The sequence below is a fragment of the Azohydromonas lata genome (assembly GCF_034427735.1).
Classification (GTDB): domain Bacteria; phylum Pseudomonadota; class Gammaproteobacteria; order Burkholderiales; family Burkholderiaceae_C; genus Azohydromonas; species Azohydromonas lata.
In genome coordinates, this window is the sequence record NZ_JAXOJX010000056.1 from 21,375 (window position 1) to 41,835 (window position 20,461).

The 20,461-nt window shown below is 68.4% G+C and carries 22 protein-coding genes; 14 read left to right on the forward strand and 8 right to left on the reverse strand.

Features of this window, described 5'->3' with window-relative positions:
* The first annotated feature begins 43 nt into the window (after positions 1–43).
* Positions 44–1,933, forward strand: a complete 1,890-nt coding sequence (locus SM757_RS25920) for an ABC transporter ATP-binding protein (protein WP_322467611.1) — start codon at positions 44–46, stop codon at positions 1,931–1,933.
* Between the two features lie 126 nt (positions 1,934–2,059).
* Here the strand turns inward: SM757_RS25920 and adk are convergent, their stop codons facing one another.
* From adk to SM757_RS25950, 6 genes are all read right to left on the reverse strand, one after another.
* Positions 2,060–2,716 (reverse strand): adenylate kinase, encoded by a 657-nt coding sequence (adk, locus tag SM757_RS25925; protein WP_066339673.1) that lies wholly within the window; start codon positions 2,714–2,716, stop codon positions 2,060–2,062.
* A 236-nt stretch (positions 2,717–2,952) separates the two neighbouring features.
* Positions 2,953–3,741, reverse strand: a complete 789-nt coding sequence (kdsB, locus tag SM757_RS25930; RefSeq protein WP_322467612.1) for a 3-deoxy-manno-octulosonate cytidylyltransferase — start codon at positions 3,739–3,741, stop codon at positions 2,953–2,955.
* Positions 3,738–3,968 (reverse strand): Trm112 family protein, encoded by a 231-nt coding sequence (locus SM757_RS25935; protein ID WP_322467613.1) that lies wholly within the window; start codon positions 3,966–3,968, stop codon positions 3,738–3,740. Before SM757_RS25935 ends, kdsB begins: the two co-directional genes overlap by 4 nt.
* Before the next feature lie 3 nt (positions 3,969–3,971).
* Positions 3,972–5,018 (reverse strand): tetraacyldisaccharide 4'-kinase, encoded by a 1,047-nt coding sequence (gene lpxK, locus SM757_RS25940; protein WP_322467614.1) that lies wholly within the window; start codon positions 5,016–5,018, stop codon positions 3,972–3,974.
* The gene (locus tag SM757_RS25945; RefSeq protein ID WP_066339661.1) at positions 5,005–5,424 is read right to left on the reverse strand and encodes an ExbD/TolR family protein; all 420 of its coding nucleotides are present in this window, start codon (positions 5,422–5,424) and stop codon (positions 5,005–5,007) included. Before SM757_RS25945 ends, lpxK begins: the two co-directional genes overlap by 14 nt.
* A 25-nt stretch (positions 5,425–5,449) precedes the next feature.
* Positions 5,450–6,076 carry a MotA/TolQ/ExbB proton channel family protein gene (locus tag SM757_RS25950; protein ID WP_322467615.1) on the reverse strand — a complete coding sequence of 209 codons (627 nt, stop codon included), beginning with the start codon at positions 6,074–6,076 and terminating at the stop codon, positions 5,450–5,452.
* A 253-nt stretch (positions 6,077–6,329) separates the two neighbouring features.
* Here SM757_RS25950 and xseA point away from each other — a divergent pair, with 253 nt between their 5' ends.
* Positions 6,330–7,691 carry an exodeoxyribonuclease VII large subunit gene (gene xseA / locus SM757_RS25955; RefSeq protein WP_322467616.1) on the forward strand — a complete coding sequence of 454 codons (1,362 nt, stop codon included), beginning with the start codon at positions 6,330–6,332 and terminating at the stop codon, positions 7,689–7,691.
* Positions 7,692–7,811: 120 nt separating this feature from the next.
* Positions 7,812–8,396, forward strand: a complete 585-nt coding sequence (locus SM757_RS25960; protein ID WP_066339654.1) for a superoxide dismutase — start codon at positions 7,812–7,814, stop codon at positions 8,394–8,396.
* Between the two features lie 93 nt (positions 8,397–8,489).
* On the opposite strand, the gene SM757_RS25965 is transcribed toward SM757_RS25960, so the two are convergent.
* Positions 8,490–8,957, reverse strand: a complete 468-nt coding sequence (locus tag SM757_RS25965) for a DUF192 domain-containing protein (protein WP_322467617.1) — start codon at positions 8,955–8,957, stop codon at positions 8,490–8,492.
* Between the two features lie 71 nt (positions 8,958–9,028).
* On the opposite strand from SM757_RS25965, the gene SM757_RS25970 reads away from it, so the two are divergent.
* From SM757_RS25970 to SM757_RS26005, 8 genes are all read left to right on the forward strand, one after another.
* A complete protein-coding gene (locus SM757_RS25970) occupies positions 9,029–11,323 on the forward strand; it encodes a heavy metal translocating P-type ATPase (protein WP_322467618.1) in 2,295 nt (764 codons plus the stop codon).
* 6 nt (positions 11,324–11,329) lie between these two features.
* A complete protein-coding gene (gene ccoS / locus SM757_RS25975; RefSeq protein ID WP_066339647.1) occupies positions 11,330–11,539 on the forward strand; it encodes a cbb3-type cytochrome oxidase assembly protein CcoS in 210 nt (69 codons plus the stop codon).
* 14 nt (positions 11,540–11,553) lie between these two features.
* The gene (gene ccoN / locus SM757_RS25980; RefSeq protein WP_066339645.1) at positions 11,554–12,996 is read left to right on the forward strand and encodes a cytochrome-c oxidase, cbb3-type subunit I; all 1,443 of its coding nucleotides are present in this window, start codon (positions 11,554–11,556) and stop codon (positions 12,994–12,996) included.
* A 21-nt stretch (positions 12,997–13,017) separates the two neighbouring features.
* Positions 13,018–13,635 (forward strand): cytochrome-c oxidase, cbb3-type subunit II, encoded by a 618-nt coding sequence (gene ccoO / locus SM757_RS25985; RefSeq protein ID WP_066339643.1) that lies wholly within the window; start codon positions 13,018–13,020, stop codon positions 13,633–13,635.
* 22 nt (positions 13,636–13,657) lie between these two features.
* Positions 13,658–13,849: a cbb3-type cytochrome oxidase subunit 3 gene (locus SM757_RS25990; protein ID WP_066339636.1), complete on the forward strand. Its 192-nt coding sequence runs from the start codon at positions 13,658–13,660 to the stop codon at positions 13,847–13,849.
* On the forward strand, positions 13,849–14,772 hold the full coding sequence (gene ccoP / locus SM757_RS25995) for a cytochrome-c oxidase, cbb3-type subunit III (protein WP_066339633.1): 924 nt from the start codon (positions 13,849–13,851) through the stop codon (positions 14,770–14,772). Before SM757_RS25990 ends, ccoP begins: the two co-directional genes overlap by 1 nt.
* 249 nt (positions 14,773–15,021) lie before the next feature.
* Positions 15,022–15,309, forward strand: coding sequence for a hypothetical protein (locus SM757_RS26000; RefSeq protein WP_157119120.1), 288 nt, complete (start codon positions 15,022–15,024; stop codon positions 15,307–15,309).
* Positions 15,310–15,376: 67 nt separating this feature from the next.
* The gene (locus SM757_RS26005) at positions 15,377–15,655 is read left to right on the forward strand and encodes a hypothetical protein (protein ID WP_322467619.1); all 279 of its coding nucleotides are present in this window, start codon (positions 15,377–15,379) and stop codon (positions 15,653–15,655) included.
* Positions 15,656–15,736: 81 nt separating this feature from the next.
* On the opposite strand, the gene fnr is transcribed toward SM757_RS26005, so the two are convergent.
* A complete protein-coding gene (fnr, locus tag SM757_RS26010; protein WP_066339630.1) occupies positions 15,737–16,474 on the reverse strand; it encodes a fumarate/nitrate reduction transcriptional regulator Fnr in 738 nt (245 codons plus the stop codon).
* A 176-nt stretch (positions 16,475–16,650) separates the two neighbouring features.
* Here fnr and hemN point away from each other — a divergent pair, with 176 nt between their 5' ends.
* The 3 genes from hemN to icd all read left to right on the forward strand — a co-directional run bounded on the left by hemN (position 16,651) and on the right by icd (position 20,279).
* Positions 16,651–18,060, forward strand: coding sequence for an oxygen-independent coproporphyrinogen III oxidase (gene hemN / locus SM757_RS26015; RefSeq protein WP_066339628.1), 1,410 nt, complete (start codon positions 16,651–16,653; stop codon positions 18,058–18,060).
* Between the two features lie 69 nt (positions 18,061–18,129).
* Positions 18,130–18,837 (forward strand): sulfite exporter TauE/SafE family protein, encoded by a 708-nt coding sequence (locus SM757_RS26020; RefSeq protein WP_307189682.1) that lies wholly within the window; start codon positions 18,130–18,132, stop codon positions 18,835–18,837.
* A gap of 188 nt (positions 18,838–19,025) precedes the next feature.
* Positions 19,026–20,279, forward strand: coding sequence for an NADP-dependent isocitrate dehydrogenase (gene icd / locus SM757_RS26025; protein WP_066339622.1), 1,254 nt, complete (start codon positions 19,026–19,028; stop codon positions 20,277–20,279).
* Positions 20,280–20,461 lie beyond the last annotated feature (182 nt).

The window sequence follows — 20,461 nt, forward strand, 5'->3', positions numbered from 1 at the left end:
TAGGCATGCCGTATCGGCTCGTGGCCAATATCACGCACTACTCATGAGCCAATCGCTCCAACATCAACCCGCCGCCGCCCGCCACCTCCAGGCCCGCGACCTCGACGTCCACATCGACACCGACGCCGGCAGCCTGGCCGTGGTGGATGCGCTCTCCGTTTCTTTGCAGCAGGGCCGCACCGTGGCGCTGGTGGGCGAGAGCGGCTGCGGCAAGAGCATCACGGCGCTGGCGCTGATGCGGCTGCTGCCGGAGGCCGGGCGCATCACCGGCGGGCAGGTGCTGCTGGAAGGCGAAGACGTGCTGGCGCTGCCCGAGTCCGGCATGCGGGCGCTGCGCGGCAAGCGCATCGGGATGATCTTCCAGGAGCCCGCCACCAGCCTGGACCCGGTGATGACGGTGGGCGACCAGGTCGTCGAGGCCATTGAGCGCCACCTGCCCCTGCGCGGCCGCGAGGCGCGCGAGCGGGCGCGCCAGTGGCTGCAGCGCGTTGGGCTGCCGGAGCGCGCGTTCGAGAGCTACCCGTTCACGCTCAGCGGCGGGCAGAAGCAGCGCGTGATGATCGCCATGGTGCTGTCCACCGAGCCGGACTACCTGCTGGCCGACGAGCCCACCACGGCGCTGGACGTGACCGTGCAGGCCCAGGTGATGGCGCTGCTGCGCGAGCTGCAGCGCGAGCAGCGCTTGGGCCTGTTGCTGATCACGCACGACCTGGCGCTGGTCTCCGGCTTCGCCGACCAAGTGGCGCTGATGTACGCGGGCCAGATGGTGGAGCTGGCACCGGCGGGAGACTTCTTCCGCGCACCGGCCCACCCCTATGCGCAGGCGCTGCTGCGCGCGCTGCCGGACGCGCAGCGGCGCGACGAGCCGCTTGCCGCCATCGCCGGCAGCGTGCCGGGCCTGTCGGAGCGCTTGGGCGGCTGCCGCTTCAAGCAGCGCTGCCCGCACGCCATGCCGGCGTGCGGCGAGCCCGTGCCGCTGTTCCGGCCGGGCGCGGGCCGGGAAGTGCGCTGCGTCCTCTATGCCCCTGGCGCCGTGCCGCCCACGCCACGCGAAACGGCCCAGGCGCTGCAGGCCACGGCGCCGGCATCCGCCACGGCCGATGGCGCACCCAAGGCCGACGGCGCGCCGCTACTGGAAGTCTCCAACCTGTCCGTGGGCTTTCCCATCCGCAAGGGCCTGTTGCGCCGCGTGGTGGGCCACGTGGACGCCGTGCAAGGCGTGAGCTTCACCCTGCGTGCCGGCCGCACGCTGGGGCTCGTGGGCGAAAGCGGCAGCGGCAAGACGACCACCGGCAAAGCCATCGTGCAGTTGCTGCGCCGCCAGGCGCGGGTGACGGGACAGGCGCTGCTGCAGGGCGTGGACTTGTTCCGCCTTGAGGGCGATGCGCTGCGCGAAGCGCGGGCGCAGGCCCAGATCGTGTTCCAGGACCCGTTCGGCTCGCTCAACCCGCGCCTGCGCGTGGCTGAGCTGCTGGAGGAGGGTTTACAGGCGTTGCTGCCGCAACTCCCGGCCGGCGAGCGCCGCGCGCGCGTGGAGGCGCTGGCGCGTCAGGTCGGCCTGCCCGCGGACGCGCTGCAGCGCTGGCCGCACGAGTTCTCGGGCGGGCAGCGGCAGCGCATTGCCATCGCGCGGGCGCTGGCGGTGCAGCCGCGGCTACTGGTGTGCGACGAGCCCACGTCGGCGCTGGACGTGTCGGTGCAGGCACAGATCCTGAACCTGCTGCGCGAGCTGCAGCAGCGCCTGGGGCTGGCCTATCTTTTCATCACGCACAACATCGGCGTGGTGGGCTACCTGGCGCACGAGGTGGCGGTGATGCAGGGCGGGCGCATCGTGGAGCTGGGCAGTGCCGAGCAGGTGTTGCATGAGCCGCGGCACGAGTACACCAGGAGCCTGCTGGCGGCGGTGCCGCGGCTGGTGGTGCCGGCGGGCTAAATCAATCGCAAGCTTGTAGGAGGCCCACATCACTTTCCTTGCTCTGGGGTAAGAGCGGGGAGCTTGGCCGGCCAGGGGCGCAAAAAAGCCGCCCGCAGGCGGCTGTTTTGCAGGAGCGGGGGAGCCTCAGGCGCCCAGGGCTTCCATGGCGCGGGCGGTGATCTCGTCCACCGTGCCCAGGCCGCTGATGCGGGCGTAGCGCGGGGCCACGGCGTCGCCGGTGGCGGCCCAAGTGGCGTAGTAGTCCACCAGCGGGCGGGTCTGGCTCTGGTAGACCTCCAGGCGCTTGCGCACGGTCTCTTCCTTGTCGTCGTCGCGCTGGATCAGGGCTTCGCCGGTCTCGTCGTCCACGCCTGCGGTCTTGGGCGGGTTGAACTTGACGTGGTAGGTACGGCCCGACGCCACGTGCACGCGGCGGCCAGCCATGCGCTCGATGATGTTCTCGTCGGGCACGTCGATTTCGAGCACGACATCCAGCTTCACGCCGGCTTCACGCATGGCCTGGGCCTGCGGAATGGTGCGGGGGAAACCATCGAACAGGAAGCCTTGCGCGCAGTCCGGCTGCGCGATGCGGTCCTTCACCAGGCCGATGATGATGTCGTCGCTCACCAGGCCGCCCGCGTCCATGACCTTCTTGGCTTCCAGGCCCAGCGGGGTGCCAGCCTTGACGGCCGCGCGCAGCATGTCGCCAGTGGAAATCTGCGGGATTCCATACTTCTGGCAGATGAAGGCGGCTTGCGTCCCTTTGCCGGCGCCCGGTGCGCCCAGAAGAATCAGTCTCATTGGGTTCCTTGAATGATGGAATGCGCCCCTGGGAAGGGCTTTCGACCGGCCAGGGCGGCCGGTATTGTCTCGAATGAGAATAACACGCGTGCCTTTGCACCAAGCTGACGCGAAGCAAGGCGGCAGGGCTGGAAAACCCCCCGTGCCGCGTGATCCTCCTCACGTTATCGGCCCACTCTCGGCGCGGGTGTCAGCGTGAAGTCAGCTTGATGGGCTCATGCCATGAGCCCCTTGCGTCAGGTTTGCGCGAGCAGCGCGCGCACGCGCTCCAGGTCCGCGGGCGTGTCCACACCGGGGCCGGGCGCCTGCGCCGCGACGTGCACGGCGATGCGCTCGCCATGCCACAGCACGCGCAACTGCTCCAGCGACTCGATGCGCTCCAGCGGCGAGGGCTCCAGCGTCGGGTAGCGGCGCAGAAAGCCCGCGCGGTAGGCGTACAGGCCGATGTGGCGCAGCGGCGCGGGGCTGGGCAGCGCGTCAGGCGGCACGGCGTCGCGCCAGAAGGGCACGTTGGCGCGGGTGAAGTAGAGGGCGCGGCCGGCGGCGTCCAGCACCACCTTCACCACGTTGGGGTTGCGCCAGTCGGCCTCGCTCTCGATGGTGTGGGCGGCGGTGCCCATCACGCAGTCTTCGCGCTGCACCAGCAGCTCGGCGCAGGCGTCGATGAGCGCGGGGTCGATCAGCGGCTCGTCGCCCTGCACGTTGACCACGATGTCCTCGCCGTCCAGGCCCAGCAGCGTGCAGGCCTGGGCCAGGCGGTCGCTGCCGTTGGCGTGGCCCTTGTCGGTGAGCACGGCCTCAACGCCATGCGCGGCGCAGGCCTGCACGATGCGCTCGTCGTCCGCCGCCACCACCACGCGCTGCGCGGCCGATTGCGCGGCACGCTGCGCCACGCGCACGACCATGGGCAGGCCCGCAATGTCGGCCAGCGGCTTGTCGGCCAGCCGCGTCGAGGCCAGCCGCGCGGGGATGAGCACGGTGAAGGCGCCGGCCGTGGCGGCCGCGCTGGCCGGTACCAGGCTCATACCGCGGCGGCGTCGCCGGCGGCCGGCGCCAGCGGCGCGGCCGGCGCGTCCACGGCGCGGGCTTCGCTTTCCAGCATCACGGGCAGGCCGTCGCGTACGGGGAAGGCCAGCCGGTCGGCCGGGCACAGCAGCTCGCGCGGCTGCAGTTGCGTGTCGCGCAGCAGCTCCAGCGGGCCTTTGCACACCGGGCATACCAGCAGTTCAATCAGTCGGTGGTCAAGGCTCATGGTTCACAAGGAAGAAGCGGGAAGCAGCCGGGCCAGCGCGGCCACGAAGGCGTCGGGGAGGGCGAAGTCTAGCGCCACGACCCAGATGCGCGTCCCGGCGCAGCGGGCGGGAGCAAGCTTGATGGCGTCCTTCTCCGTCAGCACCACGTCGGCCGTGCCGGCGGGCCAGGGCAGCGTGGCGTAGTCGTGGTGGTCCGGCACGGGGCAGGGCGTGAAGCTCAGTCCCTGAGCCTGCAGCATGTCGAAGAAGCGCTGCGGCGCGCCTATGCCGGCTGCGGCCAACAGCGGCTTGCCTTTCAGGGCCTGCAGCGCGGCCAGGCTGCACGGCCGGCCGGCCCACCAGTCGGCCAGCTCCACCGCGCCGGCCAGGCGGCGCTGCGCGCACCAGCCCGCCAGCGGCGTGCTGGGCGCGGCGGCGTTGTAGAGCACCAGGCTGCGCGGCGGCACGGCGTGCGGCAGCCGCTGGCGCAGCGGGCCGGCGGGCAAGGTGAACCCGTTGCCGGCGCCACGATCGTCGAAGACGATGACCTGCGCGTCGCGCGCCAGCCGCCAGTGCTGCAGGCCGTCATCGGCCAGCAGCAGGTTCACTTCGGGGTGGGCCTGGCGCAGCGCGCGCGCGGCGGCGATGCGGTCGCGGCCCACCACCACGGGGGCGGCGCTGCGCAGGTGTATGAGCAGCGGCTCGTCGCCCACGTCGCGCGCGGCGCTGTCGCGGTGGACTTGCGCCACGGCCTCGCCCTGGCGGCCATGGCCGCGCGAGATCACGCCCGGCGTCCAGCCCAGCGCGCGCAGCGCCTGCACCAGCGCGATGACGGTGGGCGTCTTGCCGGCGCCGCCGACGATGAGGTTGCCCACCACGACCACGGGCAAGCCGGTGGCTTCAGGCGCGGTCTTGCGCCGCTGGCGCTCGGCCAGGGCTTCGTAGAGGGCGGACAGCGGCCACAGCAGCCGCGCCACGATGGAGGGCGCCGCTTGCCACCACTGGCGCTGCAGCCAGCCGGCCAGGCGCGAGCCCGCGCCGCGCGAGGCCGCAGCCTCAGTGCTGGCCACCGGACTGCGCGGCAAAGGTCAGCCGCGACAGGCCCACGCGGCGCGCGGCGTCCAGCACGTTGACCACGGACTGGTGCGCGGCGGTGGCGTCGGCGCTGACGATGAGCAGCGGCTGCTGCAGCCCCTGGGCGCTGGCGCGCAGCTCGGCCGCGAGCACTTCCACGCTGCGGCCCTCGACGGCGCGGTTGTTGATGGCGTAACGGCCGTCGGCGGCCACGGCCACCACGATCTCCTGGGGCTTTTGATCCACGGGCTTGGTGCTGGCGGTGGGCAGCGTCACGTCCAGCGCCGTGTAGCGGCTGTAGGTGGTGGACAGCATCAGGAAGATGAGCACCACCAGCAGCACGTCGATGAAGGGGATCAGGTTGATCTCCGGCTCGTCGCGGCGCGGCTTGCGGAAATTCATGGCGCTGGGCTCGCTGTGGCTGCCGTCAAGCGGGGCGTGCCGTGTGGCGCAGCAGCAGCGGCATGAGCTGCTCGGCGGCCAGTTCCAGCGACAGGGCGTAGTCGTCCACGCGGGCGCGGAAATGGCGGTAGAACAGCAGCGTGGGAATGGCGATCACGAGGCCGAAGGCCGTGTTGTAGAGCGCCACCGAAATGCCGTGCGCCAGCGCCTGCGGGTTGCCGCCGCCGGGCGTCTGCGAGCCGAAGATCTCGATCATGCCCACCACGGTGCCGAAAAGGCCCAGCAGCGGCGCGGCCGAGGCGATGCTGCCCAGCGCGCTCAGATAGCGCTCCAGCCCGTGCACGGCTGCGCGCCCGGCGCTCTCCAGCGACTGGCGCAGCCGCTCCTCGCTGATGCGCGGCTCCCGCTGCGCGCTGCGCAGCCCCGCCGCCAGCACCTGGCCCAACACGGAATGCTGTTCGAGCTTCTCGGCCACGTCCGGCGCGGGCAGGCCGCCGCGCACGAGGGCCAAGACTTCGTCGAGCAGCTTGGGCGGCACGATGCGCGCGCTGCGCAGGCTCAAGAGCCGCTCGATGATCAGCGCCAAGGCCAGCACCGAGCACAGCAGCAGCGGCCAGATGGGCCAGCCGGCGGCTTGTATGATCGAAAACAAGGCGTCCCCGGAACGTGTATGACTAGGAACCGGGACTTCAAAGACGCTGCAAACGCTGGCCCGGACAAACCGTCAATTATGCCCAAGGGCCCCCGCGCGCTTGGCGCGTGCAGGTCCGTGCACCCCCACCTGTCCACCGTTGCTGTGGACAAGTTTGTGATTTGCGCAGGGACAGCGTTCGGAACTGCTTGTCAGCCGGGCGCGGGCGCTGGGCTGCATCTTTTTTAAGCACTGTTTTTTTCAGGAGAACCGCATGGCCGAGCCGAGCACGATGGCGCGCCAGGTCTGGGGCGTGGCCGGCCTGCTGCTGGCCATGGGCGACGCGCTGGCGGCGCGCTTTGGTGCGTGCACCGTGCGCGGCGAGCTCTCCGGCTTCACCCGCGCGGCCAGCGGCCACTGCTACTTCACGCTCAAGGACGCCGAGGGCCAGGCCGCCGCGCTGCGCTGCGCCATGTTCCGCCGCGCCGCGTCGCTGGTGGACTTCAATCCGCGCGACGGGCTGCAGGTGGAGCTGCGCGGGCGCGTGGCGGTGTACGAGCCGCGCGGCGAGCTGCAGTTCGTGGTGGAGGGCATGCAGCTCGTGGGCTCAGGCTCGCTCTATGAGCAGTTCCTGCGCCTGAAGGAGCGGTTGCAGGCACAGGGGCTGTTCGACGCCGAGCGCAAGCGGCCGCTGCCGCGCTTTCCGCGTCGCGTGGGCGTGGTCACGTCGCTGGCCGCGGCGGCGCTGCGCGACGTGCTCACCACACTGGCGCGGCGCGCGCCGCAGGTGGAGGTGGTGATCTATCCCAGCCCCGTGCAGGGCGCCGAGGCGCCGGCGGCGCTGGTGGCCGCGCTGCAGCAGGCCAACGAGCGCGCCGAGGTGGACGTGCTCATCCTCTGCCGCGGCGGCGGCTCGCTGGAAGACCTGTGGGCCTTCAACGACGAGCGCGTGGTGCACGCGGTGGCGGCCAGCGACATCCCGCTGGTGTGCGGCGTGGGCCACGAGACCGACGTGAGCCTGGCCGACTTCGCCGCCGACCTGCGCGCACCCACGCCCACCGCCGCGGCGGAGCTGGTGGCGCCATCGCAGGCCGAGTGCGTGGAGCAGCTTGCGGCGCTGGCGCGGCGCATGCGCCGCCAGGTGCAGCGCCAACTGGAGCGCCAGGCCCAGGACCTGGACCAGCGCGCGCTGCAGCTCGCCCGCCCCGGCGCCGTGCTGGCCCGCCACGCGCAGCAGCTCGACCGGCTGGAGGAACGCGCCCGCCACGCGCTGCGCCACGCGCTGCAGCGCGCGGCCGAGGCACCGCAGCGGCTGGCCGCGCGCCTGGAGCGCGCGCAGGGCGTGCAGCGCGAGCGCGCCGCCGTGCGGTTGCAGGCTTTGGCGCAACGGCTGCAGCGGGCCCAGAGCGTGCGCCGCCAGCGCCTGGGCTTGGAGCTGCAAGGCGTGGAAGCGCGGCTGTCGGCGCTGGACCCGCACCGCGTGCTCTCGCGCGGCTACGCCTGGGTCACGGACGAGGCGGGCAGCCCCATCGTCTGCGCGCGCGGCCTGGTGCCTGGACAGCAGGTGCAGGCCGTGTGGAGCGACGGCCGAGCCCTGGCCCAGGTTCAACAGGTGAAACTCGACGGGGAGCGCTGAAAGGCCTTCAAAGCCCAAGGCCCTTGCACACCCGGCGAGGGCCTTCGTGCACTCCTACAATCACCCCGGCTTTGCCCTCTGCGCGTCTTTTGACGTGCATCAATGAACACAGGAGAAAAGATGGAACACGTGCTGCCCCCGCTGCCCTACGGCTACGACGACCTCGCCCCCCACTACAGCCGCGAAACGCTGGAGTACCACCACGACAAGCACCACAACGCCTATGTCGTGAACCTGAACAACCTCCAGAAGGGCACTGAGTTCGAGAGCATGGCCCTCGAGGACATCATCAAGAAGTCCTCCGGCGGCATCTACAACAACGCCGCGCAGATCTGGAACCACACCTTCTTCTGGAGCTGCATGAAGCCCAATGGCGGCGGCGAGCCCAGCGGCGCGCTGGCCCAGGCCATCACCGCCAAGTTCGGCTCCTACGCCGCCTTCCGCGAAGCCTTCGTCAAGAGCGCCGTGGGCAACTTCGGCTCGGGCTGGACCTGGCTGGTGAAGAAGGCCGACGGCAGCGTGGACATCGTCAACATGGGCGCCGCCGGCACCCCGCTGACCACCGGCGACAAGCCGCTGCTGACCGTGGACGTGTGGGAACACGCCTACTACATCGACTACCGCAACCTGCGTCCCAAGTTCGTCGAGACCTTCCTCGACAAGCTGGTGAACTGGGAGTTCGCGGAAGGCAACTTCGCCGCCTAAGAGCGGCTCAAAGCCCGGCGGCGCTCCGGGGCGGGTGCCGCATGACGGCTTGATCAGTGTCAAAAGGCCGATCTCGCGATCGGCCTTTGTCTTTCAGCGCACCGAATTGAAGACGGGGCCTTTAAGCTTCGCGCCGGCCTGGATGCCTCGCTTGGCAAACCAGCCCTGGTTCATCTCCAGCGCATAGCGCACCGGCTTGTCCGAGCAGTGGGAGTCCAGCGTCTGCGGCTTCATGTCGGCGATGTTCACCACCGTCCCGTCATCGGCCAGGAAGGCGATGGACAGCGGCAGCAGCGTGTTCTTCATCCAGAAGCACTGCGGCGCCGGCTGCTCGAACACGAACAGCATGCCTTCGTGAGCCGCCATCTCGCGCCTGTACATCAGGCCGGTGGCGCGCTGCTCCGGGCTGAGCGCCACTTCGGCGCGGATGTTGTGCATGCCCGCGTTGAGCGTGATGGTTTCGAGCTGCTGGGGCTGGCCTTGCTGCGCGATGGCAGGCGAGGTGGTGATCACCAGGGCCAACAGCCCCGTAAGGGATGCGCGTGTCTTGATCTTGATCATGCCGTCACCAGGGGATGAACCCTAGATTATCCGGCGTCGTCGGGCCTGTGGCCGGCGCGCGCCTGTCGCCGATGAACGCTTCCACCGCCACCTTCGCCCCCAGCACCGCCGAACAGCACGACCTCGCCGTACTGGACGATCCGCAAGAGCAGCAGCGCTTCACGCGCTGGCGCGTGGACCGCCAGGGGCGGCGCATGGGCGAATCGGTGCTGCGCCTCTCCGGCATGTGGTGTGCCGCCTGTGCCGACACCATCGAGCAGGCGCTGGCCGCGGTGCCGGGCGTCGAGTCGGCCCGCGTGAGTGCCTCGGCCGAGCGGGCGCGCATCGAGTGGGATCCGCAGCGCGTGCGCGTGGCCGACATGGTGCAGGCCATTCGCCGCGCCGGTTATGACGCCGTGCCCGACGCCGCGGAGCCCGCGCGGGCGCTGCGCGTGACGGAGAACCGGCAGGCCATCTGGCGGCTCTTCGTGGCCTGGTTTTGCATGATGCAGGTGATGATGATGGCCACGCCCATCTACGTCGCCCGCCCTGGCGAGATGGCGCCGGACCTGCGCCAGCTCCTCAACTGGGGCTCGTGGGTGCTGAGCATTCCGTTGGTGTGGTGGTCGGCCGCGCCGTTTCTCAAGGGCGCCTGGCGCAGCCTTCGCACCCGCCGCATAGGCATGGACGTCCCCGTGGCGCTGGGCGTGCTGGTGACCTTCATCGCCAGCAGCGGCGCGACCTTCGACCCGGGCGGCATCTTCGGCCACGAGGTCTATTTCGACTCGCTGTCCATGTTCGTGAGCTTCCTGCTGGCCGGGCGCTACCTGGAAATGCGCGCGCGCCACCGCGTGGCCGCCACGCTGGAAGAAGCGCTGGCGCGCATGCCGCAAAGCGCCAGCCGCGTGCGCGAGGACGGCAGCCTGGAAACCGTGAGCGTGTACGCGCTGCGCCCGGGCGACCTGGTGCAGGTGGCGCTGGGCGAGAGCTTTCCGGCCGACGGCGAACTGGTGGAGGGCCGGACCCAGGCCGACGAGTCGCTGCTCAGCGGCGAGTCGCGCCCTGTGCCGCGCGGCGCGGGCGACGCGCTGGTGGGCGGCTCGGTCAACGTGGGCGCCCCGGTGCGCATGCGCGTGCACCGCGTGGGCGCGGACACGCGCTACGAGCACATCGTGGCCTTGATGCAGCAGGCGCTCACCGAGCGGCCCGCGCTGGCGCGCGCGGCCGACCGTTGGGCGCGGCCTTTCCTGTGGGTGGTGCTCGCGCTGGCCGCGGGCGCCTCGCTGGCGTGGAGTTTCATCGATCCGTCGCGCGCGGTGTGGGTGGCGGTGTCGGTGCTCATCGTCACCTGTCCCTGCGCGCTGTCGCTGGCGGCGCCCTCGGTGATGGTGGCCGCCGCCGGCGGCCTGGCCCGCCGCGGCGTGCTGCTGCAGCGGCTGGATGCGCTGGAAGCACTGGCGCGCGTGCGCCATCTCTTCATAGACAAGACCGGCACGCTGACCGAGGACAGCCTCGCGCTGCGTGAAATCGTTCACGCCAAATCGTTGAGCGCGCACGAAGCTGCGGCGCTGCGGCCGCGCGCTGCGGCGATGGCGCGCTGGTCCACGCACCCGCTGTCGCGGGCGCTCGTCCAGGCCGTGGAGCAGGGCGGGGCGGATGCGGCCATGGTGCCCTCTGCAGACGGCTGGACGCAGGTGCGTGAGCAACCAGGCCAGGGCCTGAGCGCGCTGGACGCCCAGGGCGTGGAGTGGCGCTTGGGCCGTGCCTCCTGGGTGGCTGATGCGCCCGTGGAGGACGGCAGCGACGCGCTGCAGGCCGCCTTTGGCCCGCGCGGGCAGGTGCTGCTGACCTTCTGTTTTGAAGAGCGGCTGCGCGAGGATGCCGCCGCCGCCATGGCCGCGCTGCGTGCGGCCGGCATGGAGCCGGCGCTGCTGTCGGGCGACGCGCCCTCGCGTGTGCAGCGCGTGGCTCAGCGCCTGAGCCTGCCCGTGGCCGCCGCCGGCGCCACGCCGGAGGCCAAGCTGCAGGCCGTGCGCGAAGCGCAGGCGCGTGGCGAAGTGGTGGCCATGGTGGGTGACGGCGTCAACGACGCGCCGGTGCTGGCGCAGGCCGACGTGTCTTTCGCGATGGGCGAGGGCGCGCTGGTGGCGCGGGCGCACGCCGATGCCATCCTGCCCTCACAAAGGCTTCAAGCATTGGCCGATGCGCGCAGTATTGCCGCCAAGGCCATGAGTGTGGTGCGGCAAAATATTGCCTGGGCCGCGCTCTACAACCTGGCCTGCATTCCGCTGGCGCTGGCCGGCTGGCTCCCGCCGTGGGCTGCCGGCCTGGGCATGGCAGCGAGCTCACTGCTCGTGGTGGGCAACTCGCTGCGCCTGGCGCGCTGAGGAACGATGGAAATCCTGTACCTGCTCATTCCGCTGTCGGCGCTGCTGGTGTTGATCATCATCGGCGTCTTCGGCTGGGCCCTGCACGGCGGGCAGTTCGACGATCTCGAACGAGAAGGCGAGCGCATTCTGAACACGGATGGGGAAGCGTTGACGGTAATCAAGCTTGGCGAAAGCTCGGCGCCGAACAATGCGCCCCGGGTGGATTCTCACTAAGAAGGAGGCCAGTGATGGCTCAAGCGGCGCAACCGGGAAGACCGGTTTACAGCGACGCCCCCGTGCGAATGTTCGCAGTGGCGGCGGTGCTTTGGGGTGTGGTGGGCATGTTGGTGGGCGTTTTCGTCGCCACCCAGCTTGCTTTCCCTGATCTTACATTCGGCATTCCCTGGTTGAGCTACGGACGTTTGCGTCCGCTGCACACCAATGCGGTCATCTTCGCCTTCGGCGGCTGCGCGCTGTTTGCCACGTCCTACCACGTGGTGCAGCGTACCTGCCAGACGCGCCTGTTCGCGCCTGGCCTGGCCATGTTCACGTTCTGGGCCTGGCAACTGATCATCGTCGCGGCGGCCGTGACGCTGCCCCTGGGCTACACCTCCGGCAAGGAATACGCCGAGCTGGAGTGGCCCATCGACATCCTGATCGCCGTCACCTGGGTTTCCTACGCGATCGTGTTCTTCGGCACGGTCGGCACCCGCAAGGTGCGCCACATCTACGTGGCCAACTGGTTCTTCGGCGCCTTCATCATCGCCGTGGCCCTGCTGCACATCGTCAACAGCGCCGCCATCCCCGTGAGCCTGTTCAAGAGCTACTCGGCCTACGCCGGTGTTCAGGACGCCATGGTGCAGTGGTGGTACGGCCATAACGCGGTGGGCTTCTTCCTGACCGCGGGCTTCCTGGGCATGATGTATTACTACATCCCCAAGCAGGCCGAGCGCCCGGTGTACTCGTATCGCCTGTCGATCGTGCACTTCTGGGCCCTGATCTTCACGTACATGTGGGCGGGCCCCCACCACCTGCACTACACGGCTCTGCCGGACTGGACGCAGAGCGTGGGCATGATCTTCTCGCTGGTGCTGCTGGCTCCGAGCTGGGGCGGCATGATCAACGGCATCATGACCCTGTCGGGCGCCTGGCATAAGCTGCGCGACGACGCGATCCTGAAGTTCCTGATCGTTGCGCTGTCGTTCTACGGCATGTCGACCTTCGAAGGTCCGATGATGTCCATCAAGACCGTCAACGCCCTGTCGCACTTCACCGACTGGACCGTGGGCCACGTGCACTCCGGCGCCCTGGGCTGGGTGGGCATGATCTCGATCGGCTCGCTGTACTTCCTGATCCCGCGCATGTTCGGCCGCAAGACGATGTACAGCACCCGCGCCATCGAGCTGCACTTCTGGGTGGCCACCATCGGCATCGTGCTCTACATCGCCGCCATGTGGATTGCCGGCGTGATGCAGGGCCTGATGTGGCGCGCCGTGAACCCCGACGGCACGCTGGTCTACAGCTTCGTCGAAAGCGTGAAGGCCACGTACCCGTTCTACATCATCCGTATGGTCGGCGGCCTGCTGTACCTGAGCGGCATGGTGATCATGCTGTGGAACACGATCATGACCGTGCGCAGCGGCAAGGTCGTCGAGACGCCGGTGCCCATGGTTGCGGCTGCCCACGCCTGATTGGATTGAGGAAAGACCGACATGGCACACGCAAATCCGACTGGTCACGAGAAGATTGAGACCAGCAACTTCCTGATGATCGTGCTGATCCTGATCACGGTCGCCTTCGGCGGCCTGGTTGAGATCGTTCCGCTGTTCTTCCAGCACAGCACGACCAAGCCGGTGGAAAACCTCAAGCCGTACACGGCGCTGCAGCTCGCAGGCCGGGACGTCTACATCCGCGAAGGCTGCTACAACTGCCACTCGCAGATGGTGCGTCCCTTCCGCGCCGAGACGCTGCGCTACGGCCACTACTCCACGGCCGGCGAGTTCGTTTACGACCATCCCTTCCAGTGGGGCTCCAAGCGCACCGGTCCTGACCTGCACCGCGTGGGCGGCAAGTACAGCGACGACTGGCACCGCATTCACCTGAACAACCCGCGTGACGTGGTGCCGGAGTCCAACATGCCGGCTTACCCGTGGCTGGAAAAGGCCGCGCTCAACCCGGCGGACCTGGCACCCAAGATGTCGGCGCTTCGCAAGGTGGGCGTGCCCTACAGCGACGACGAGATCGCCAAGGCGGCCGACGAGGTCAAGGGCAAGACCGAGCTCGATGCGGTCGTGTCCTACCTCCAGGTGCTGGGCACCGCGCTGAAGTAAACCAGACCCCGGAGCCAAAGCGATGGACTTCGACATCAACGTCCTGCGCAGCGTCGTGACCTTGTTCAGCTTCGTGCTGTTCATCGGCCTCGCGCTGTGGACCTGGAGCAAGCGTCAGCTTTCCCAACATGACGCGGCGGCACAACTGCCCTTCATTGATGAGGATGACGAGCCCGTCGCTGCGGCCGCGGCCCGCTTCCAAGGGAGTAAGTAATGAGTGATTTCTTCAACAGTGGCTGGTCCTGGTACGTGATCGCCATTGTGGTGGGCGGCCTGGCGTTCTGCCTGTTCGTCCTGATGGTGGCCAGCAAAACCAAGCCCATGGCTGCCGACAACACGACCGGCCATATCTGGGACGAGGACCTGCGCGAACTGAACAACCCGCTGCCGCGCTGGTGGCTGTGGCTGTTCATCATCACGGTGATCTTCGCCGCGGTGTACCTGGCCCTGTATCCGGGCCTGGGTTCCAGCCAGGGCGCCTTCAACTGGTCCAGCCGTGGCCAGTACGAGGCCGAGCAGGAGAAGGCCCGCGCCGCCATGGCGCCGGTCTACGCCAAGTACGTGACCATGACGGCCGAGCAGCTTGCTCAGGACCCGGCGGCCATGGGCATCGGCGAGCGCCTGTTCGTCAACACCTGCGCCGGTTGCCACGGCTCGGATGCCCGCGGCGGCAAGGGCTTCCCCAACCTGACCGACACCGACTGGCTGTATGGCGGCTCGCACGACACCATCAAGCAGACCATCACCGGTGGCCGCCAGGGCATGATGCCCCCGATGGCCGAAGCCATCGGCGGTGGCGAGAACGTGCGCAACGTTGCCAACTACGTGCTGAGCCTCTCCGGCAGCCCGCATAACGCGGTCTACGCCCAACTGGGCAAGGAGAAGTTCACCACCGTGTGCGCGGCCTGCCACGGCGCCGACGGCAAGGGCAACCAGGCCATGGGCGCTCCCAACCTGACCGACAAGGTCTGGCTGCACGGCTGGGGCGAGCAGGCGATCATGAACATGGTCAACAACGGCAAGACCAACGTCATGCCGGCCCATGCTTCGCGCCTGAACCCCGAGCAGATCCACGTGCTGGCTGCCTATGTGTGGAGCCTGTCCAACAAGGGCGGCGCCGCCACGCCGGCGCAGTAATCGCCAGCGGTGTTTGGCGGGGGGCTCATGTCCGCATAAGCGGCCACCCCGCCAAACCAAAGGAAAAAGCGCGCGCCAAGCCGGTTTCGGCTCTGGCGCGCGATGTCTTTTGGGGGCGGCGGCATGGGCCTGGGGCGGCTTGACGGCTCGGGCCCGCGCCGTGCTCCCTCTGTTTTCATTTCCACGTTCGTCGTGCCGTGTCGGCCCTCCGGCCGGCGCGGTGCCCGTGAACCGAGGCAGTATTCCCTGATGGACCGCAAGACCGACAAACAGGCCGGCAATGGCCAGCGCGTGCCGTGGTGGCGCGTGCGCATGATGTGGCTGGTGGTGGGTGGCCCGTTGGCCGTGGTGGTGGCGGCCCTCGTCACCGCCGTCATCGCCATCCGTGGAGCGGACGTGGTCATAGGCTCCGGCGCGGCGCCGCAGTCGCAGCAGCCCGCGGAAGATTCCTCAGGCGACATGCGCCCCGCCATAGAGGCGCGCAACAAGGCAGCTGCCGAAGCCGCCGCAGTCGGAGCCTCTTCGGCTCAACGCTAGCTCCGGGTCAACGCTAGGACGGGGCAGGGCGGCCGCGCGCAAGAATGGCCGCCAGGAGGTGATCGACATGACGACAACCCCTCGTGCCCAAGCGGTGATGCTGGTGGCCTGGCCTTCGTTCCTGATGGCCGCGGTGCTGGAGATGCTGGTGTTCGCGCTGGTGGATCCGCACGACCTGCTCGGTGCCGGTGCCATACCGGCCGAGCTCACGCCTACCGGCGTGTACTCGCTGGCCTTCTTCCTGTTCTGGGCCGTGATCGCCGCGGCCGGCGCCCTGGGCCACTGGCTGGGTACCCCGCCCAACGCGATCGACGCCGGCCACATGCACGGCGTCCATGGCCACTGAAAGACCGTTTCCACGGCCGAAGACGGCAACAAAAATGGCGCCCGCGGGCGCCATTTTTATTTGAAGCCGTAGGGCGGGCCGTCAGCAGGCGGCGCCGTTGACCAGCTTTTGCAGGCCGTCCTGGTTCACGATGCGAATCTGGCGCTGCTTCACTTCGAGCAGGCCTTCTTCCTGGAACTTGGAGAAGGTGCGGCTCACCGTTTCCAGCTTCAGGCCCAGGTAGCTGCCGATTTCCTCGCGCGTCATGCGCAGGATGAGCGAGGAGGCTGAGAAACCGCGTGCCTGAAGGCGCTGCGTGAGGTTCAGCAGAAAGGCCGCCAGGCGCTCTTCGGCGCGCATGCTGCCCAACAGCAGCATGACGCCATGATCGCGAACTATTTCACGGCTCATGATCTTGTGAAGCTGGCGCTGCAGGTCAGAGAACTCGCGCGAGAGCTCTTCGAGCTGGCCGTAGTGGATGACGCAGACCTGGGAATCTTCCAGCGCCACGGCGTCCACCGTGTGGCGGTCGCTGCCGATGCCATCCAGGCCCAGCAACTCGCCGGCCATTTGGAAGCCCGTGACCTGATCGCGGCCATCCTCAGCCGAGACGCAGGTTTTGAAGAAGCCCGTGCGCACCGCGTAGAGCGACTGGAAGACGTCGCCGGCGCGGAACAGCGTGTCACCGCGCACCACCGAGCGCCGCGTGGCCACCATGGTGTCCAGCTGCTCCAGGTCCGTGCGCGACAGGCCCACCGGCAGGCACAGCTCACGCAGGTTGCAACTGGAGCAGGCGACCTTGAAAGGTTCAGAGCGAATGGGCGGCAGAGTGCTGTTCATGTTGCATCGCGATGCCGTGGCGGCACATCCGGCCGCCTGGGCGCAGGTTTCTTCAGGAGAGTCAGCGGTCTTCAACATGATATGCCTCAATCACTGGCGCCATTCTTGGCGGCGCCTCAACTTGCCGACTTGAGGCACATCAAGCTCTTGTGTCCCGGGTTTGGCAAAGTGTCGCCATGCTACGCGATACATCCGCCCCCGGGCCCATCCTGACCGAAAGCTTGCTCCAGCGACTGGACGTGCCGGGGCCTCGCTACACCTCCTATCCAACCGCGGACCGCTTCGTCGAGGCGTTTGGACCGGTGGAGTACGCACAGGCCCTGGAGCAACGCGCACAAGGCGCCACGGTGGGCGGCACGCCCCCGCTGTCCCTTTACGTCCATATCCCGTTCTGCGAGTCGGTCTGCTACTACTGCGCCTGCAACAAGGTCATTACCAAGCATCACGAGCGGGCCGAGGAGTACATCCAGGCTCTGGAAGCCGAGATCGGCCTGCACGTGGCGGTGCTGGGCAAGGGCCAGTCGGTGTCGCAGCTGCATTTCGGCGGCGGCTCGCCGACCTTCCTGTCCGACGCCGAGATCGAGCGCCTGATGGCGGCCATGCGTTCGGCCTTCCGCATTGCGCCGGGTGCGGAGATCTCCATCGAGGTGGATCCGCGCACGGTCACCACCGAGCGGCTGCAGAACCTGGCCCGCATGGGCTTCAACCGCCTGAGCTTCGGCGTGCAGGACTTCGATCCCGAGGTGCAGAAGGCCGTGCACCGGGTGCAGTCTTTCGAGAGCGTGCACGAGCTGGTGGTCAGCGCCCGCGCACTGGGCTTCGAGTCGCTGAACGTGGACCTGATCTACGGACTGCCCAAGCAAACGCCCGCGTCCTTCGCCCGCACGGTGGAGCTGGTGGGCGAGCTGCGGCCGGACCGCATCGCGCTGTATGCCTACGCGCACCTGCCCCAGCGCTTCAAGCCGCAGCGCCGCATAGACCCCGAGCAACTGCCGCCGCCGGGCGACCGCGTGCAGATGCTCGGTGGCGCCATCCAGGGCTTCCTGGGTTTTGGCTACACCTACATCGGCATGGACCACTTCGCGCTGCCCGGCGACACCCTGGCTGCGGCCAAGCGCCAGGGACGGCTGCACCGCAACTTCCAGGGCTACAGCACGCAGCCGGACTGTGACCTCATAGGCCTGGGCGTGTCCTCTATTGGCCGCATGGGCGCCACGTACAGCCAGAACGCCAAGACGCTGCCGGAGTATTACGACGCCGTGCGCCAGGGGCATTTCCCCATCGTCCGTGGCCTGGCGCTCACGCGCGATGACCTCGTGCGCCGGGCGGTCATCATGGCGCTGATGTGCCAGGGCCGCGTGGAGTTCGAGTCCATCGAGCTGGCGCACCTGGTGAACATGCGCGAGTACTTCGCCGCGGAGCTGGAGTCGCTCAAGCCGCTGGTGGAGATGGGCCTGGCAGAGCTGGAGTCCGACGCCATCCAGGTGACGCCGCGCGGCTGGTACTTCGTCCGCGGCGTGGCCATGGTGTTCGACCGGCATTTGCGTGCCGATAAGACGCGCGAGCGCTTTTCCCGGATCATTTAAGGCTTCGCTTCGAGCTCCCCGCAGTACCCGCGCCTGTTTTTTTCTCCGGTCATGGATGCAGCCCTCGTCTTGAGCGCCCTGTTGATGGGCCTGGCCGGATCGCCCCACTGCGTGGCCATGTGCGGCGCGGCCTGTACCGCGCTGGCCGGCCGCTGTGGTGGTGCGCGGCCGCAGCAGGCGCTGCTGGGTTTTCACCTGGGCCGTTTGCTGGGCTACGCGGCCGCGGGTGCGGTGGCGGCGGGTAGCGTCACGCTGCTGGCACGGTTTTCACAGCTCACGCCGGCGCTGCGTCCGCTGTGGACGCTGGTGCACGTGGCCGCACTGGGCCTGGGCCTGTGGCTGCTGATCAAGGGGCGGCAACCGCAGTGGCTGGAGAACTTGGGCCGCGGCACGCGGCTGGCGCCCGCGGTGGCAGCCGGGCAGGGCGGCACGTCCTCCGGCGGCTGGCAGCCCATGCTGGGTCCGGTCAAGGCCGGCCTGGCCGGCACGGCCTGGGTGGCTTGGCCCTGTGGGCTGCTGCAGTCGGCGCTGGTGGTGGCTGCGCTTGGACAGCATGCGGCTTCCGGGGCGTCCATCATGGCGGCCTTCGCAGTGGGCTCCTCGCTGGGCCTGTGGCTTGGGCCGGCGCTGTGGTGGCGCCTGGGCGCACCGGGCTCGCGCTGGCTGGCCTCAGGTGGTTGGGCGGTGCGCCTGGCCGGTTTGGGGCTGGCGTGCGCATCCGCTTGGGCGCTGGGCCACGGGCTGTGGATGCGTATCGCCGCCTGGTGCGTGAGCTGACGCGCCGGGGGGCGTCGTCACCTGGGGACAGTCCCTAGGAAGGGCGTCAAGTTCGCGTCAAGCTGCACTGCGATGCTTTGTGACTAAGTTGGCTGTGTCGCCTGGTCTTATGTAAGACACAGGACTTGAAACCGCCGTGAATAGAATGGCGGTCTGCTTCCATAACCCCCACACAGGAGCGAGTTTTCATGTACCAGCACATCAAGGTGCCCGAGGGCGGCCAGAAGATCACCGTGAACGCGGACTTCTCGCTCAACGTCCCGAACAACCCCATCGTTCCTTACATCGAGGGTGACGGCACCGGGCTGGACATCACCCCCGTGATGCTGAAAGTGGTGGACGCCGCGGTGCAGAAGGCCTACGGCGGCGAGCGCAAGATTCACTGGATGGAGGTCTACGCCGGCGAGAAGTCGACCAAGGTGTACGGCCCCGACGTGTGGCTGCCTGCCGAGACGCTGGACGTGCTGCGCGAGTACGTGGTCTCCATCAAGGGCCCGCTGACCACGCCGGTGGGCGGCGGCATCCGCTCGCTCAACGTGGCGCTGCGCCAGGAGCTGGACCTCTACGTCTGCCTGCGTCCCGTGCAGTATTTCAAGGGCGTGCCCAGCCCGCTCAAGGAGCCTGAGAAGACCAACATGGTGATCTTCCGCGAGAACTCGGAGGACATCTATGCCGGCATCGAATACGAGGCCAAGAGCGACAAGGCTCAGAAGCTCATCAAGTTCCTGATCGACGAGTTGGGCGTCAAGAAGATCCGCTTCCCCGAGACCTCCGGCATCGGCGTCAAGCCCGTGTCCATCGAGGGCACGGAGCGCCTGGTACGCAAGGCCATCCAGTACGCTATCGACAACGACAAGCCCAGCGTGACCATCGTCCACAAGGGCAACATCATGAAGTTCACGGAAGGCGGCTTCCGTGACTGGGCCTACGCGCTGGCCAAGCGCGAGTTCGGCGCCGTGGAAATCGACGGCGGCCCGTGGTGCAAGTTCAAGAGCCCCAAGACGGGCCGCGACATCACCATCAAGGACTCCATCGCCGACGCCTTCCTGCAGCAGATCCTGCTGCGCCCGGCCGAGTACAGCGTGATTGCCACGCTCAACCTCAACGGCGACTACATCTCCGACGCGCTGGCCGCGCAGGTCGGCGGCATCGGCATCGCCCCGGGCGCCAACCTCTCCGACTCCGTGGCCTGCTTCGAAGCCACGCACGGCACGGCACCCAAGTACGCCGGCAAGGACTACGTGAACCCCGGTTCCGAAATCCTCTCCGCCGAGATGATGCTGCGCCACATGGGCTGGACCGAGGCGGCCGACCTCATCATCAGCTCCATGGAGAAGTCCATTCAGTCCAAGAAGGTCACGTATGACTTCGCGCGCCTGATGGAAGGCGCCATGCAGGTGTCGTGCTCCGGCTTCGGCCAGGTGATGATCGAGAACATGTAAGGCGCGCCGTGTGCCCGATGCCCAGGAGCGTCGGGTACACTCCCGCCCTCGGTTCTTGCGGACTCAACCATCCACAAGAGTCCACGCGGCCCGCAAAGAGCCGTCAGACAAAAAAAGTGATTAAAACGCTTGCCAAGTCTGAAATCCTTGCTAGAATCTTTGTCTCTGTTCCCCGATAGCTC